The sequence below is a fragment of the Pseudomonas borbori genome, from assembly GCF_900115555.1.
GTDB classification, from domain to species: domain Bacteria; phylum Pseudomonadota; class Gammaproteobacteria; order Pseudomonadales; family Pseudomonadaceae; genus Aquipseudomonas; species Aquipseudomonas borbori.
Genome location: NZ_FOWX01000052.1, coordinates 1 through 16,536, shown reverse-complemented (window position 1 = coordinate 16,536; position 16,536 = coordinate 1). Strand labels below are relative to the sequence as shown.

General features: G+C 58.2%; 13 protein-coding genes and 1 tRNA gene. All 14 read left to right on the top strand.

Annotated features, from left to right (window positions below; translation table 11 throughout):
* The coding region (locus tag BM315_RS22840) for an elongation factor Tu (protein ID WP_141124011.1) at positions 1 to 858 on the top strand (858 nt) is incomplete at its 5' end.
* A 54-nt stretch (positions 859 to 912) separates the two neighbouring features.
* Positions 913 to 988 (top strand) — tRNA-Trp (locus BM315_RS22835).
* Between the two features lie 43 nt (positions 989 to 1,031).
* Positions 1,032 to 1,400: a preprotein translocase subunit SecE gene (gene secE / locus BM315_RS22830; protein WP_090505838.1), complete on the top strand. Its 369-nt coding sequence runs from the start codon at positions 1,032 to 1,034 to the stop codon at positions 1,398 to 1,400.
* A gap of 9 nt (positions 1,401 to 1,409) precedes the next feature.
* Positions 1,410 to 1,943: a transcription termination/antitermination protein NusG gene (nusG, locus tag BM315_RS22825; protein WP_090505835.1), complete on the top strand. Its 534-nt coding sequence runs from the start codon at positions 1,410 to 1,412 to the stop codon at positions 1,941 to 1,943.
* 117 nt (positions 1,944 to 2,060) lie between these two features.
* Positions 2,061 to 2,492: a 50S ribosomal protein L11 gene (gene rplK / locus BM315_RS22820; RefSeq protein WP_090505833.1), complete on the top strand. Its 432-nt coding sequence runs from the start codon at positions 2,061 to 2,063 to the stop codon at positions 2,490 to 2,492.
* The gene (gene rplA, locus BM315_RS22815; protein WP_090505831.1) at positions 2,492 to 3,187 is read left to right on the top strand and encodes a 50S ribosomal protein L1; all 696 of its coding nucleotides are present in this window, start codon (positions 2,492 to 2,494) and stop codon (positions 3,185 to 3,187) included. Before rplK ends, rplA begins: the two co-directional genes overlap by 1 nt.
* Positions 3,188 to 3,400: 213 nt before the next feature.
* A complete protein-coding gene (gene rplJ, locus BM315_RS22810) occupies positions 3,401 to 3,901 on the top strand; it encodes a 50S ribosomal protein L10 (protein ID WP_090505830.1) in 501 nt (166 codons plus the stop codon).
* Positions 3,902 to 3,981: 80 nt separating this feature from the next.
* On the top strand, positions 3,982 to 4,347 hold the full coding sequence (gene rplL, locus BM315_RS22805; RefSeq protein ID WP_090505828.1) for a 50S ribosomal protein L7/L12: 366 nt from the start codon (positions 3,982 to 3,984) through the stop codon (positions 4,345 to 4,347).
* Positions 4,348 to 4,567: 220 nt separating this feature from the next.
* Positions 4,568 to 8,641 (top strand): DNA-directed RNA polymerase subunit beta, encoded by a 4,074-nt coding sequence (gene rpoB / locus BM315_RS22800; protein WP_090505826.1) that lies wholly within the window; start codon positions 4,568 to 4,570, stop codon positions 8,639 to 8,641.
* 64 nt (positions 8,642 to 8,705) lie between these two features.
* Positions 8,706 to 12,905: a DNA-directed RNA polymerase subunit beta' gene (gene rpoC, locus BM315_RS22795; RefSeq protein WP_090505824.1), complete on the top strand. Its 4,200-nt coding sequence runs from the start codon at positions 8,706 to 8,708 to the stop codon at positions 12,903 to 12,905.
* A 157-nt stretch (positions 12,906 to 13,062) separates the two neighbouring features.
* Positions 13,063 to 13,434 carry a 30S ribosomal protein S12 gene (rpsL, locus tag BM315_RS22790; RefSeq protein ID WP_003186084.1) on the top strand — a complete coding sequence of 124 codons (372 nt, stop codon included), beginning with the start codon at positions 13,063 to 13,065 and terminating at the stop codon, positions 13,432 to 13,434.
* A gap of 118 nt (positions 13,435 to 13,552) precedes the next feature.
* Complete coding sequence (gene rpsG / locus BM315_RS22785; protein WP_010490886.1) at positions 13,553 to 14,023, top strand: 30S ribosomal protein S7; 471 nt, start codon at positions 13,553 to 13,555, stop codon at positions 14,021 to 14,023.
* 30 nt (positions 14,024 to 14,053) lie between these two features.
* Positions 14,054 to 16,159, top strand: a complete 2,106-nt coding sequence (fusA, locus tag BM315_RS22780) for an elongation factor G (RefSeq protein ID WP_090505822.1) — start codon at positions 14,054 to 14,056, stop codon at positions 16,157 to 16,159.
* Between the two features lie 30 nt (positions 16,160 to 16,189).
* Positions 16,190 to 16,536, top strand: a 347-nt coding sequence (locus tag BM315_RS22775; RefSeq protein ID WP_170862293.1) for a GTP-binding protein, incomplete at its 3' end; no start/stop codon positions are given.

The following is a 16,536-nucleotide window of genomic DNA, read 5'->3' as shown; positions in this document are numbered from 1 at the left end:
ATGCCGCAGACTCGCGAGCACATCCTGCTGTCCCGTCAGGTAGGCGTTCCTTACATCGTGGTCTTCCTGAACAAGGCTGACATGGTGGATGACGCTGAGCTGCTGGAGCTGGTCGAGATGGAGGTGCGTGACCTGCTGTCGGCTTACGATTTTCCGGGCGACGACACTCCGATCGTAATCGGTTCTGCGTTGATGGCTCTGAATGGCCAGGACGACAACGAAATGGGCATCTCTGCCGTGCGCAAGCTGGTAGAGACTCTGGATAGCTACATTCCCGAGCCTGTGCGTGCGATCGACAAGCCGTTCCTGATGCCGATCGAGGACGTGTTCTCGATCTCCGGCCGTGGCACGGTGGTGACTGGGCGTATCGAGCGCGGCATCATCAAGATCCAGGAAGAAGTGGAGATTGTGGGTATTCGTAATACCACAAAGACCATCTGTACCGGCGTTGAGATGTTCCGCAAACTGCTCGACGAAGGTCGGGCTGGTGAAAACTGCGGTATTTTGCTGCGCGGCACCAAGCGTGACGACGTCGAGCGTGGCCAGGTTCTGGCTAAGCCGGGCACTATCAAGCCGCACACCAAGTTCGAGGGTGAGGTGTACGTGCTGTCCAAGGAGGAGGGTGGTCGTCATACGCCGTTCTTCAAGGGTTATCGTCCGCAGTTCTATTTCCGTACTACCGATGTAACCGGCAACTGCGAGCTTCCTGAAGGCGTTGAGATGGTAATGCCGGGTGACAACGTGAAAATGGTTGTTACCCTGATTGCTCCGATTGCCATGGAAGATGGCTTGCGCTTCGCGATTCGTGAAGGTGGGCGTACCGTTGGCGCGGGTGTGGTTGCCAAGATCATCGAGTAATCGGTTGATCTGTCCCTGTCGGGTCGGCATAATGGTCGGCCTGATTTTAGTTTTAGGTCAGTAGCTCAATTGGCAGAGCGGCGGTCTCCAAAACCGCAGGTTGGGGGTTCGATTCCCTCCTGACCTGCCATTTTCTAACGAATTTGGCGTGTCTTCTCACAGGATCCTCGTAAATGAATGACAAGGCTGAAGCCAAAGATTCGCGCTTTGATCTGCTGAAGTGGGTTGTGGTATCCGCTTTGGTAGTGGTGGGTGTGGTCGGTAATCAGTACTTCTCTGCTGAGCCGATCCTGTACCGTGTGCTGGTCCTGCTTGTCCTTGCGATCATTGCTGGCGTTGTAGCATTGCAGACGACGAAAGGGCAGGTGTTTTTCGAGCTGGCAAAAGAAGCGCGCATTGAAATTCGTAAGGTCGTTTGGCCAACACGTCAGGAAACCACGCAGACTACGTTGATTGTCGTGGCTGTTGTTCTGGTTATGGCGCTGCTGTTGTGGGGGCTAGATGCCCTGTTGGGTTGGCTTGTTTCGTTTGTAGTCGGTTAAAGGTGTCCCGTGGCTAAGCGTTGGTACGTTGTGCATGCTTACTCGGGTTACGAGAAGCATGTGATGCGCTCGTTGATCGAGCGTGTAAAGCTCGCTGGTATGGAAGACGGTTTTGGCGAGATCTTGGTTCCTACTGAAGAAGTAGTCGAGATGCGCAATGGCCAGAAGCGCAAGAGTGAGCGCAAGTTCTTTCCTGGCTATGTGCTGGTGCAGATGGACATGAACGAAGGTACTTGGCATTTGGTCAAGGATACACCTCGGGTCATGGGGTTTATCGGTGGCACTGCCGATAAGCCGGCTGCTATCACCGACAAGGAAGCTGAGGCCATTCTGCGTCGAGTTGCCGATAGCGGTGACAAGCCCAAGCCGAAGACGCTATTTGAGCCGGGTGAGATGGTTCGTGTTGTTGATGGGCCATTCGCTGACTTTAGTGGTGTGGTCGAAGAAGTGAATTATGAAAAAAGCCGTATCCAGGTGGCAGTGACTATTTTTGGTCGCTCTACTCCGGTCGAGCTGGAGTTCAGTCAGGTCGAGAAGGCATAACTGACATAAGCATCCCTTACCCCGCAGTCAAAAGCTGCGGGGTTTTGTCGTCACTGGGATATATGTGTAAATCATCGGGGAGCCGTAAGGCGTCAGAACCCGTAATTGGAGTAGCTCATGGCTAAGAAGATAACGGCTTATATCAAGCTGCAAGTAAAGGCTGCACAGGCTAACCCGAGCCCGCCCGTGGGTCCGGCGCTAGGTCAGCACGGCGTGAACATCATGGAGTTCTGCAAGGCTTTCAACGCCAGAACTCAGGGCATGGAGCCAGGTCTGCCGACTCCAGTGATCATCACTGTGTACAGCGACCGCAGCTTTACCTTTGAAACCAAAAGCACCCCGGCTTCGGTTCTGCTGAAGAAGGCTGCCGGCTTGACCAGCGGTTCGGCTCGCCCGAACACCGTCAAGGTCGGCACTGTGACCCGTGCTCAGCTGGAAGAGATCGCCAAGACCAAGCAGGCTGATCTGACTTCCGCTGATATGGATGCGGCCGTGCGTACTATCGCCGGTTCTGCTCGCAGCATGGGCCTCAACGTGGAGGGTGTGTAATGGCTAAGTTGACCAAGCGTCAGAAGGCTATCGCTGAGAAAGTCGAAGCGGGCAAGGCCTATAACTTTGTCGAAGCTGCTGCCCTGTTGGCTGAGCTGTCGGCTGTAAAGTTCTCCGAATCCGTTGACGTCGCGGTGAACCTCGGCGTCGACCCGCGCAAATCCGACCAGGTCGTGCGTGGCGCTACCGTCCTGCCGAACGGCTCCGGTAAAAGCGTACGGGTTGCCGTGTTCACCCAGGGCCCAGCTGCGGAAGCGGCTCTGGCGGCCGGCGCCGACCGCGTGGGCATGGATGAGCTGGCTGCCGAGATGAAGGGCGGCGATCTGAACTACGACGTGGTTATCGCATCCCCGGATGCCATGCGCGTGGTCGGTCAGTTGGGCCAGATCCTCGGTCCGCGCGGCCTGATGCCGAACCCGAAAGTCGGTACCGTTACCCCGGACGTTGCTACTGCCGTTAAGAACGCCAAGGCCGGTCAAATTCGTTTCCGTACCGACAAGAACGGCATCATCCATGGTTCCGTGGGCAAGGTTGGCTTTGACGCCGAGAAGTTGAAGCAAAACGTCGAGGCGCTGATCTCCGATCTGAAGCGTCTCAAACCGTCGACTTCGAAAGGCATCTACGTCAAGCGCGTGACCCTGAGCACCACCATGGGTCCCGGTCTGGTTATCGACCAGGCTTCGCTCGACGTGTAATGAAATCGGCTGGCGCAAGTGATTGCGTCAGTCTGCAAAATTGGGGTCCCTGCCTGGCGGGGGCTATCCAAGACCGTAGGTGGTGCAAGCCTTAAACCCGGTGAGTGATCTCCGGCAGCCTACGCAGATGGTGCTCCCGATTCTTACCGAATCAGACACCAAAACGCCGTCCAGCCCCGGTTGGACGAAACGGTAACATCCAGGAGTAAACCCGTGGCAATTAAACTCGAAGACAAAAAGGCCATCGTCGCTGAAGTCAACGAGGCTGCCAAAGCTGCCCTGTCCGCTGTCGTGGCTGATGCCCGTGGCGTGACCGTAGCTGCAATGACCGGACTCCGTAAAGAGGCCCGCGCATCTGGTGTGTACGTGAAAGTCGTGCGTAACACCCTGCTGCGCCGCGCCGTTGAGGGCACTCAGTTCGACGTGCTCAACGACGTGTTCAAAGGCCCGACCCTGATTGCGTTCTCCAATGAACATCCGGGCGCTGCCGCTCGTATTTTCAAGGATTTCGCCAAGGGTCAGGACAAGTTCGAGATCAAGGCAGCTGCGTTCGAGGGTCAGTTCCTCGCAGCCACTCAGATCGACGTACTGGCAACTCTGCCGACTTACAACGAAGCGATTTCTCAGCTGATGAGCGTGATGCAAGGCGCTACCAGCAAGTTCGTTCGTACTTTGGCGGCTGTTCGCGACCAGAAAGAAGCTGCAGCGGCCTAAGGCCTGCTGCGTCGTCTTTCAATCTTATTGTTTAATTTGATGGCCGCGAAGGCTGTCCCCCAATACAGGAATTTAGAGTCATGGCTCTGACCAACGAAGACATCATCAACGCCGTTTCCGACATGTCCGTGATGCAGGTTGTTGAACTGATCAAGGCAATGGAAGAGAAGTTCGGTGTGACTGCCGCTGCTGCTGCTGGCCCGGCTGCTGCCGTTGCCGCTGTAGCTGAAGAGCAAACCGAGTTCAACGTCGTGCTGCTGGAAGCTGGCGAGAAGAAAGTAAACGTGATCAAGGCTGTTCGCGAACTGACCGGCCTGGGCCTGAAAGAAGCCAAGGCAGTGGTTGACGGCGCTCCTGGCGTTGTTAAAGAAGGCGTTTCGAAGGACGAAGCTGCAGCTGCAGTCAAGGTCCTGGAAGAAGCTGGCGCTAAAGTCGAGCTCAAGTAAGCGACGACCTTGCGTCTACAGCCTGAGCGATTCGCGTAAGGCTGATGGCTGGTGGCTTTTGCCACCGGCCTTTTTCCGTTGTAGGTCGACTATTCGCTGGTCGGCCTTCAGTGGAAACAACCCGCCCTCATAGGTGGCGCAAACCAAAGGGTTTGCAAGAGTTTCTGGCTGCTCCCATCGGAGAGGCCAAATAAGCAGGTGACCAAGCTGGGGAACGCTGATGGCTTACTCATACACTGAGAAAAAACGTATCCGCAAGGACTTTAGCAAGTTGCCGGATGTCATGGATGTGCCTTATCTCCTGGCCATCCAGCTGGATTCGTATCGCGAATTCCTGCAGGCGGGAGCGACCAAGGACCAGTTTCGTGACATCGGCCTGCATGCGGCCTTCAAGTCCGTGTTCCCGATCATCAGCTACTCCGGCAATGCGGCCCTGGAGTATGTTGGTTATCGCTTGGGCGATCCGGCATTTGACGTAAAAGAGTGCGTGTTGCGCGGCGTGACATTCGCCGTGCCGTTGCGAGTAAAAGTGCGCCTGATCATTTTCGACAAAGAATCGTCGAACAAAGCGATCAAAGACATCAAAGAGCAAGAAGTTTACATGGGGGAAATCCCCCTGATGACCGAGAACGGTACCTTCGTTATCAACGGTACCGAGCGCGTCATCGTCTCCCAGCTGCACCGCTCTCCTGGCGTGTTCTTCGATCACGACCGTGGTAAGACCCACAGCTCGGGCAAACTGCTGTACTCCGCGCGGATCATTCCTTACCGTGGCTCCTGGCTGGACTTCGAGTTCGACCCGAAGGACGCCGTGTTCGTGCGGATCGACCGTCGTCGCAAGCTGCCGGCTTCGGTACTGTTGCGCGCCCTGGGCTACAGCACCGAGGAAGTGCTCGACGCCTTCTATGCCACCAACGTATTCCATGTGAAGGGCGAGTCCCTCAATCTGGAGTTGGTGCCGCAGCGTCTGCGTGGTGAAATCGCCGTTCTCGACATCAAGGACGACAAGGGCAAGGTCATCGTTGAGCAGGGCCGCCGGATTACCGCGCGCCACATCAACCAGTTGGACAAGGCCGGCATCAAAGAGCTGGAAGTGCCGATCGACTACCTGATCGGTCGCACTTCGGCCAAGGCCATCGTGCATCCGGCTACCGGCGAAATCATTGCCGAGTGCAATACCGAGTTGAACGTCGAGATCCTGGCCAAAGTCGTCAAGGCCCAGGTCGTGCGTATCGAAACGCTGTACACCAACGACATCGATTGCGGCCCGTTCATCTCCGACACCCTGAAGATCGACAGCACCACCAATCAGCTGGAAGCGCTGGTCGAGATCTACCGCATGATGCGTCCTGGCGAGCCGCCAACCAAGGATGCCGCCGAGACTCTGTTCAACAACCTGTTCTTCAGTCCTGAGCGTTACGACCTCTCCGCCGTAGGCCGGATGAAGTTCAACCGTCGTATCGGTCGTACCGAGATCGAAGGTTCGGGCGTGTTGTGCAAGGAAGACATCGTCGCGGTCCTCAAGACCCTGGTCGATATCCGTAACGGCAAGGGCATCGTCGACGACATCGACCACCTGGGTAACCGCCGTGTGCGTTGCGTTGGCGAAATGGCCGAGAACCAGTTCCGCGTGGGCCTGGTACGCGTCGAGCGGGCGGTCAAGGAACGTCTGTCGATGGCCGAAAGCGAAGGCCTGATGCCGCAGGATCTGATCAACGCCAAGCCGGTTGCGGCGGCGGTGAAGGAGTTTTTCGGTTCCAGCCAGCTTTCGCAGTTCATGGACCAGAACAACCCGCTTTCGGAAATCACCCACAAGCGCCGTGTCTCCGCACTCGGCCCGGGCGGTTTGACTCGTGAGCGTGCCGGCTTCGAAGTCCGTGACGTACACCCGACCCATTACGGCCGTGTGTGCCCGATCGAAACGCCGGAAGGTCCGAACATCGGTCTGATCAACTCCCTGGCGGCCTATGCGCGCACCAACCAGTACGGCTTCCTCGAGAGCCCGTACCGTGTGGTGAACGACACCCTGGTGACTGACGAAATCGTCTTCCTCTCGGCAATCGAAGAGGCCGATCACGTAATCGCCCAGGCTTCGGCGACGATGAACGACAAGGGTCAGTTGGTCGATGAGTTGGTGGCCGTGCGTCACCTCAACGAATTCACCGTCAAGGCGCCCGAAGACGTCACCCTGATGGACGTCTCGCCGAAGCAGGTCGTTTCGGTGGCCGCCTCGCTGATTCCGTTCCTCGAGCACGACGACGCCAACCGTGCGTTGATGGGGTCGAACATGCAGCGTCAGGCAGTACCGACTCTGCGTTGTGACAAGCCGCTGGTCGGCACCGGTATGGAGCGCAACGTAGCGCGCGACTCCGGTGTTTGCGTGGTCGCCCGTCGCGGCGGGGTGATCGACTCGGTCGACGCCAGCCGTATCGTGGTTCGGGTTAACAACGACGAAGTCGAGACGGGTGAAGCCGGTGTCGACATCTATAACCTGACCAAGTACACCCGCTCCAACCAGAACACCTGCATCAACCAGCGTCCGTTGGTGAGTAAGGGTGATCAGGTTGAGCGCAGCGACATCCTGGCCGACGGTCCGTCCACCGATATGGGTGAACTGGCGCTGGGTCAGAATATGCGCGTCGCGTTCATGCCATGGAACGGTTACAACTTCGAAGATTCCATCCTCCTGTCGGAGCGTGTGGTCCAGGAAGACCGTTTCACCACGATCCACATTCAGGAACTGACCTGTGTGGCGCGTGACACCAAGCTCGGGCCGGAGGAGATCAGCTCCGACATCCCGAACGTCGGTGAGGCTGCCCTGAACAAGCTGGACGAAGCGGGCATCGTTTACGTCGGTGCCGAAGTGGGCGCCGGCGACATCCTGGTCGGCAAGGTCACCCCGAAAGGCGAGACCCAGCTGACGCCGGAAGAGAAGCTGTTGCGTGCGATCTTCGGTGAGAAGGCGTCCGATGTTAAGGACACCTCCCTGCGCGTGCCGACCGGCACCAAAGGTACCGTTATCGACGTACAGGTCTTCACCCGCGATGGCGTCGAGCGTGATGCGCGTGCCCTGTCGATCGAGAAAAGCCAGCTCGACGAGATCCGCAAGGACCTCAACGAAGAGTTCCGCATCGTCGAAGGCGCAACCTTCGAGCGTCTGCGTGAAGCTCTGCTCGGCAAGAAGGCCGAAGGTGGCGCTGGCTTGAAGAAGGGCGCGGAGATCACCGACGAGTTCCTCGACGGCCTCGAGCATGGTCAGTGGTTCAAGCTGCGTATGGCCGACGACGCGCTGAACGAGCAGTTGGAAAAGGCCCAGGCCTACATCTCCGACCGTCGTCAGTTGCTCGACGACAAGTTCGAAGACAAGAAGCGCAAGTTGCAACAGGGCGATGACCTGGCACCGGGCGTGCTGAAGATCGTCAAGGTCTACCTGGCAATCCGTCGCCGCATCCAGCCGGGCGACAAGATGGCCGGCCGTCACGGTAACAAGGGTGTGGTCTCGGTGATCATGCCGGTCGAAGACATGCCGCACGATGTGCATGGTACGCCGGTCGACATCGTTCTCAACCCGCTGGGCGTGCCCTCGCGGATGAACGTCGGGCAGATCCTCGAAACCCACCTGGGCCTTGCGGCCAAGGGCCTGGGCGAGAAGATCAACCGCATGCTCGAAGAGCAGCGCAAGGTCGCCGAGCTGCGCAAGTTCATGCAGCAGATCTACAACGAGATCGGCGGCCGTCAGGAAAACCTGGACGAACTGAGCGATCAGGAAATCCTCAACCTGGCGAAGAACCTGCGCGGCGGCGTGCCTATGGCTACCCCGGTGTTCGACGGTGCCAAGGAAAGCGAAATCAAGGCCATGCTCAAGTTGGCGGATCTGCCGGAGAGCGGCCAGATGCGTTTGATCGACGGCCGTACTGGTAACCAGTTCGAGCGTCCGACCACCGTTGGCTACATGTACATGCTGAAACTGAACCACCTGGTGGACGACAAGATGCACGCGCGTTCCACGGGTTCCTACAGCCTGGTTACCCAGCAGCCGCTGGGGGGCAAGGCGCAGTTCGGTGGTCAGCGCTTCGGTGAGATGGAGGTCTGGGCACTGGAAGCCTACGGCGCCGCCTACACCCTGCAGGAAATGCTGACCGTGAAGTCGGACGACGTGAACGGCCGTACTAAGATGTACAAAAACATCGTGGACGGTGATCACCGTATGGAGCCGGGCATGCCCGAGTCCTTCAACGTACTGATCAAAGAGATCCGTTCGCTGGGTATCGACATCGATCTGGAAACCGAATAACACGTGACGCGAATCGAGAGCGGGGCTGCACGGCCCGCTCTCTGCTCCGCCAGGAGGAAAGGCCTTGAAAGACCTACTGAATTTGCTGAAAAACCAGGGTCAAGTCGAAGAGTTCGACGCCATCCGGATCGGATTGGCCTCGCCTGAGATGATCCGTTCGTGGTCGTTCGGTGAAGTTAAAAAGCCGGAAACCATCAACTACCGTACGTTCAAGCCTGAGCGTGACGGCCTGTTCTGCGCCAAGATCTTTGGCCCGGTCAAGGATTACGAGTGCCTGTGCGGTAAGTACAAGCGCTTGAAGCATCGCGGCGTGATCTGCGAGAAGTGCGGCGTTGAAGTGGCCCTGGCCAAGGTTCGTCGTGAGCGCATGGCGCACATCGAACTGGCTTCGCCGGTTGCCCACATCTGGTTCTTGAAGTCGCTGCCGAGCCGTATCGGCTTGCTGATGGACATGACCCTGCGCGACATCGAGCGCGTGCTCTACTTCGAGAGCTACGTGGTGATCGATCCGGGCATGACCACCCTGGAAAAAGGCCAGCTGCTCAACGACGAGCAGTACTTCGAAGCCCTCGAAGAGTTTGGTGACGACTTCGACGCCCGCATGGGTGCCGAAGCCGTTCGCGAACTGCTGCACGCGATCGACCTGGAGCACGAGATTGGCCGTTTGCGCGAAGAGATTCCGCAAACCAACTCGGAAACCAAGATCAAGAAGCTGTCCAAGCGCCTGAAGCTGATGGAAGCCTTCCTCGGCTCCGGCAACCTGCCCGAGTGGATGGTGCTGACCGTGCTGCCGGTTCTGCCGCCAGACCTGCGTCCGCTGGTTCCGCTCGACGGTGGCCGCTTCGCGACTTCGGATCTCAACGATCTGTATCGCCGCGTGATCAACCGTAACAACCGCCTCAAGCGCCTGCTCGACCTGTCCGCACCGGACATCATCGTGCGCAACGAAAAGCGCATGCTGCAGGAAGCGGTCGACGCCCTGCTCGACAACGGCCGTCGCGGTCGCGCCATCACTGGCTCGAACAAGCGTCCGCTGAAGTCCCTGGCCGACATGATCAAGGGTAAGCAAGGTCGTTTCCGGCAGAACCTGCTCGGCAAGCGCGTGGACTACTCCGGTCGTTCCGTTATTACCGTGGGCCCGACCCTGCGTCTGCACCAGTGCGGTCTGCCGAAGAAGATGGCCCTCGAGCTGTTCAAACCGTTCATTTTCGGCAAGCTGGAAATGCGTGGCCTGGCGACCACCATCAAGGCCGCGAAGAAGATGGTCGAGCGCGAGCTGCCCGAGGTGTGGGACGTTCTCGCCGAAGTGATTCGCGAACACCCGGTACTGCTCAACCGTGCACCGACCCTGCACCGTCTGGGTATCCAGGCCTTCGAACCGGTACTGATCGAAGGTAAAGCGATCCAGCTGCACCCGCTGGTCTGCGCCGCGTACAACGCCGACTTCGACGGCGACCAGATGGCCGTGCACGTGCCGCTGACGCTGGAAGCCCAGCTCGAAGCCCGTGCGCTGATGATGTCGACCAACAACATCCTCTCGCCGGCCAACGGCGAGCCGATCATCGTGCCGTCGCAGGACGTGGTCCTGGGTCTGTACTACATGACCCGCGAAGCGATCAACGCCAAGGGCGAAGGTCGCGTGTTCGCCGACCTGCAGGAAGTCGACCGGGTGTTCCGCGCTGGCGAAGCGTCCCTGCATGCCCGCGTGAAAGTGCGCATCAACGAAACCGTCAAAGAGAAAGACGGCTCGATCACCAAGAACACCCGTATCGTCGACACCACTGTCGGTCGCGCGCTGTTGTTCCAGGTGGTTCCGGCCGGCCTGTCCTATGACGTGGTCAACCAGTCGATGAAGAAGAAGGCGATCTCCAAGCTGATCAACCAGTGCTACCGCACGGTTGGCTTGAAAGACACCGTGATCTTCGCCGACCAGCTGATGTACACAGGTTTCGCTTATTCGACCATCTCCGGTGTGTCGATCGGCGTGAACGACTTCGTCATCCCGGATGAGAAGGCGCGCATCATCGACGCCGCCACCGAGGAAGTTAAGGAGATCGAATCGCAGTACGCCTCCGGCCTGGTAACCCAGGGCGAGAAGTACAACAAGGTGATCGACCTCTGGTCCAAGGCCAACGACGAAGTGTCCAAGGCGATGATGGCCAACCTCTCGAAAGAGAAGGTCATCGACCGTCATGGCAACGAAGTCGAACAGGAGTCCTTCAACTCCATGTACATGATGGCCGACTCCGGTGCGCGGGGTTCTGCTGCGCAGATCCGTCAGCTCGCCGGTATGCGCGGTCTGATGGCCAAGCCGGACGGCTCGATCATCGAAACGCCGATCACCGCGAACTTCCGCGAAGGTCTCAGCGTTCTGCAGTACTTCATCTCTACTCACGGTGCGCGTAAGGGGCTTGCGGATACCGCATTGAAGACTGCGAACTCCGGTTACCTGACTCGTCGCCTGGTCGACGTGGCCCAGGATCTGGTGGTGACCGCGATCGATTGCGGCACCGAGCACGGTCTGCTGATGACGCCGCACATCGAAGGTGGCGACGTGGTCGAGCCGTTGGGTGAGCGCGTACTGGGTCGAGTCATCGCCAAGGACGTATTCAAGCCTGGCAGCGACGAAGTCCTGGTGCCGGCCGGCACTCTGGTCGACGAGCAGTGGGTCGAGTTCATCGAGCTGAACAGCATCGACGAAGTGATAGTGCGTTCGCCGATCACCTGCGAAACCCGCTACGGCATCTGCGCCAAGTGCTACGGCCGCGACCTGGCTCGTGGTCACCAGATCAACATCGGTGAAGCGGTCGGCGTTATCGCTGCCCAGTCGATCGGTGAACCGGGCACCCAGCTGACCATGCGTACCTTCCACATCGGTGGTGCGGCCAGCCGGACCTCCGCCGCGGACAGCGTACAAGTGAAGAACGGCGGTGCGGTTCGTCTGCACAACCTCAAGCACGTCGAGCGTCTGGACGGCAACCTGGTCGCGGTATCGCGTTCCGGCGAGCTGGCGATTGCCGACGAGTTCGGTCGTGAGCGCGAGCGCTACAAGCTGCCTTACGGCGCCGTGATTTCGGTGAAGGAAGGCGACAAGGTCGACGCTGGCGCCATCGTTGCCAAGTGGGATCCGCACACCCACCCGATCGTGACCGAAATGAAAGGTACCGTGACCTACGTGGGCATGGAGGAAGGCATCACCATCAAGCGCCAGACCGACGAACTGACCGGTCTGACCAACATCGAAGTCCTCGATCCGAAGGATCGTCCGGCTGCCGGCAAGGACATCCGTCCTGCGGTGAAGATGGTTGGCGAAGATGGCAAGGATCTGCTGCTGCCGGGTACCGACGTGCCGGCGCAGTACTTCCTGCCGGCTAACGCCCTGGTGGGGGTGGCCAACGGTGCTCAGGTGGGCGTGGGTGACGTTATCGCCCGTATCCCGCAGGAAACCTCGAAGACCCGCGACATCACCGGTGGTCTGCCGCGCGTTGCCGACCTGTTCGAGGCGCGTCGCCCGAAAGAAGCCTCGATCCTGGCGGAAATCAGCGGCACCATCGCCTTCGGTAAGGAAACCAAAGGCAAGCGCCGTCTGGTGATCACGCCGACCGATGGCAGCGATCCGTACGAAGAGCTGATTCCGAAGTGGCGCCACCTGAACGTGTTCGAGGGTGAGCAGGTCAACAAGGGTGAGGTCATCTCCGACGGTCCGAGCGATCCGCACGACATCCTGCGTTTGCTGGGTGTCAGCGCGCTGGCCAAGTACATCGTCAACGAAATCCAGGACGTGTACCGTCTGCAGGGCGTGAAGATCAACGACAAGCACATCGAGACCATCCTGCGCCAGATGTTGCGCAAGGTCGAAGTGGCCGAGTCGGGTGACTCCACCTTCATCAAGGGCGACCAGATGGAGCTGACCGCGGTACTGGGCGAGAACGAGCGTCTGGCCGCAGACGACAAGTTCGTCGCCAAGTACACCCGCGTGTTGCTGGGTATCACCAAGGCGTCGCTGTCCACCGAGTCGTTCATCTCGGCGGCATCGTTCCAGGAGACCACCCGGGTACTCACCGAGGCGGCGGTTACCGGCAAGCGCGACTTCCTGCGCGGCCTGAAAGAGAACGTGGTAGTGGGGCGTCTGATCCCGGCCGGTACCGGTTTGGCCTATCACGCCGAGCGCAAGCGCAAGCGTGAAGCAGACAAGCCGTTACGCGTCAGCGCCAGTGAAGTGGAAGCTGCACTGACCGAAGCGCTGAACTCCAGCGGTAATTGAGTGAGCAGTCCCGGTGCTTCGGCGGCGGGGCTGTAGCTTGACGGGGTGCGCGAGTCTCATTAGACTCATGCACCCCTAAATTTGGCAGGGTATGTGCCCTGCCAAATTGCTTTTGTTGAAAATAAATAGCGTCGAAAGACAACAGTGGAGCTAGTAGATGGCAACTATCAACCAGCTGGTACGTCAGCCGCGTAAGCGTATCGTCGAGAAATCCGACGTGCCTGCGCTGCAGAACTGCCCGCAACGTCGTGGCGTATGCACTCGCGTGTATACCACTACGCCGAAAAAACCGAACTCGGCACTGCGTAAAGTCTGCCGTGTGCGTCTGACCAACGGCTTCGAGGTTTCCTCGTACATCGGCGGTGAAGGCCACAACCTGCAAGAGCACAGCGTGGTGCTGATCCGCGGCGGTCGTGTAAAAGACTTGCCGGGTGTGCGTTACCACACCGTGCGCGGTTCCTTGGATACTTCCGGCGTCAAGGGTCGTAACCAGGGTCGCTCGAAGTACGGCACCAAGCGTCCGAAGTAATGGATGCTTGAGCTGAAACTGCAGTTTTCTATTTTTCTGAGTCGATAAGAGTAAGGTCGGGCGCCATCGTTGTGAGGCAGTCCCGAGCTAACCTGAAGACCGTTTGAGGGCTTATCAAATGCCAAGACGTCGTGTAGCAGCCAAGCGCGAAGTGCTTGACGATCCAAAATACGGTAGCCAAATCCTGGCCAAGTTCATGAACCACGTGATGGAAAGCGGCAAGAAAGCCGTTGCCGAGCGTATCGTTTATGGTGCCCTGGATAAGGTTAAAGAGCGTAAGAACAGCGATCCCCTGGAAATCTTCGAGAAAGCTCTCGACGCCATCGCTCCGCTGGTCGAAGTGAAGTCGCGCCGTGTAGGCGGTGCTACTTACCAGGTTCCGGTCGAAGTTCGTCCGTCCCGCCGCAACGCTCTGGCCATGCGCTGGCTGGTAGATTTCGCCCGTAAGCGCGGCGAGAAGTCTATGGCTCTGCGCTTGGCTGGTGAATTGCTGGATGCCGCTGAAGGCAAGGGTGCGGCAGTTAAGAAGCGTGAAGACGTGCACCGTATGGCTGAAGCCAACAAGGCTTTCTCGCACTACCGCTTCTAATTATTGCGCTTCTAAATTTGCGAGGGCTTTATGGCTCGTACTACACCGATTAACCGATACCGTAACATCGGTATCGTGGCTCACGTGGACGCGGGTAAAACCACCACCACCGAGCGTGTGCTTTTCTACACTGGCAAAAGCCACAAGATGGGCGAGGTGCATGATGGCGCCGCGACCACCGACTGGATGGTGCAGGAGCAGGAGCGTGGTATCACCATTACTTCTGCTGCCATTACCGCCTTCTGGAAAGGTTCCGAGAAGCAGTACAAGGACGAGCACCGCTTCAACGTCATCGATACCCCCGGCCACGTTGACTTCACCATTGAAGTTGAGCGTTCGCTGCGTGTGCTCGACGGCGCTGTCGTGGTGTTCTGCGGCACTTCCGGCGTTGAGCCTCAGTCGGAAACCGTATGGCGTCAGGCCAACAAGTACGGCGTTCCGCGTCTTGTTTACGTCAACAAGATGGACCGTGCCGGTGCTGACTTCCTGCGCGTGATCGGTCAGATCAAGCAGCGTCTGGGTCACACTCCGGTGCCAATCCAGTTGGCCATCGGTTCCGAAGACAACTTCCAGGGTCAGATCGATCTGATCAACATGCAAGCGGTTTACTGGAACGATGCTGACAAGGGCATGGTCCCTGTGCGCAAGGACATTCCGGCGGAATTGCTGGAAGAGGCCGAGAAGTGGCGCGGCAACATGGTTGAGGCCGCGGCCGAAGCCAACGAAGAGCTGATGAACAAGTACCTCGAGGGTGAAGAGCTCACCATCGAGGAAATCAAGGGCGCTCTGCGTCAGCGTACTATCGCTGGTGAGATCGTTCTGGCTGTTTGCGGTTCTTCCTTCAAGAACAAGGGGGTTCCCCTGGTTCTCGACGCCGTTATCGACTTCCTGCCTGCGCCTACCGATATTCCCGCCATCAAGGGCACCGACCCGGATGACGAGGAAGTCCAGTTGGAGCGTCATGCAGACGACGGCGAGCCGTTCTCGGCGCTGGCGTTCAAGATTGCTACCGATCCGTTCGTGGGTACCTTGACCTTCGTTCGCGTTTACTCGGGCGTGTTGAACTCAGGCGACGGCGTGATCAACTCGGTTAAAGGCAAGAAAGAGCGTGTGGGTCGTATGGTGCAAATGCACGCCAACGCCCGTGAAGAGATCAAGGAGGTACGCGCTGGTGACATCGCGGCCTTGATCGGCATGAAGGACGTCACCACTGGCGAGACTCTGTGCAACGCCGACAAGCCGATCATTCTGGTTCGCATGGACTTCCCGGAGCCGGTTATTTCGGTTGCCGTAGAGCCGAAGACCAAGGACGATCAGGAGAAAATGGGTATCGCTCTGGGCAAGCTTGCTCAGGAAGACCCGTCTTTCCGCGTCAAGACCGATGAAGAGACTGGTCAGACGATCATCTCAGGCATGGGCGAGTTGCACCTGGACATCCTGGTTGACCGGATGCGCCGTGAGTTCAACGTCGAGGCCAACATTGGTAAGCCTCAGGTTTCCTATCGTGAGCGCATCACGAAGAACTGTGAAATCGAAGGTAAGTTCGTGCGTCAGTCCGGTGGTCGTGGCCAGTTCGGCCATTGCTGGATCCGTTTTGCTCCTGCTGACGAAGGTCAGGAAGGTCTGCAATTCGTGAACGAAGTGGTTGGTGGTGTGGTTCCTAAGGAATACATCCCGGCTATCCAGAAGGGTATCGAAGAGCAGATGAAGAACGGCGTTGTTGCCGGTTATCCGCTGATCGGCCTGAAGGCTACCGTGTTCGATGGTTCCTACCACGACGTCGACTCCAACGAGATGGCGTTCAAGGTGGCTGCTTCCATGGCAACCAAGCAGCTGGCCCAGAAGGGCGGTGGTGAGTTGCTCGAGCCAATCATGGCGGTAGAGGTTGTTACGCCTGAAGACTATATGGGTGACGTGATGGGCGACCTTAACCGCCGTCGCGGCATGATCTTGGGTATGGAGGACACGATCTCCGGCAAGGTAATTCGCGCCGAAGTTCCGCTGGGTGAGATGTTCGGTTATGCGACCGACGTCCGTTCCATGTCTCAGGGTCGCGCAAGCTACTCTATGGAATTCAAAAAATACAATACAGCTCCGTCGCACATCGTCGAATCTGTAACCAAAAAACAAGGCTGATTCAGCCCTTTAGGCAAGGAGTTAATTGTCGTGGCTAAAGAAAAATTTGAACGTAACAAACCGCACGTCAACGTTGGCACCATCGGTCACGTCGACCATGGTAAAACCACCCTGACTGCTGCGTTGACCAAGGTGTGCGCCGAGGCTTTCGGTGGCGCCGTTCGTGACTTCGCACAGATCGACAGCGCTCCGGAAGAAAAAGCTCGTGGTATCACGATCAATACTTCCCACGTTGAATACGACTCCAATATCCGTCACTACGCTCACGTAGATTGCCCGGGCCACGCTGACTATGTGAAGAACATGATCACCGGTGCTGCGCAGATGGATGGCGCGATCCTGGTTTGCTCCGCTGCCGACGGCCCGATGCCGCAGAC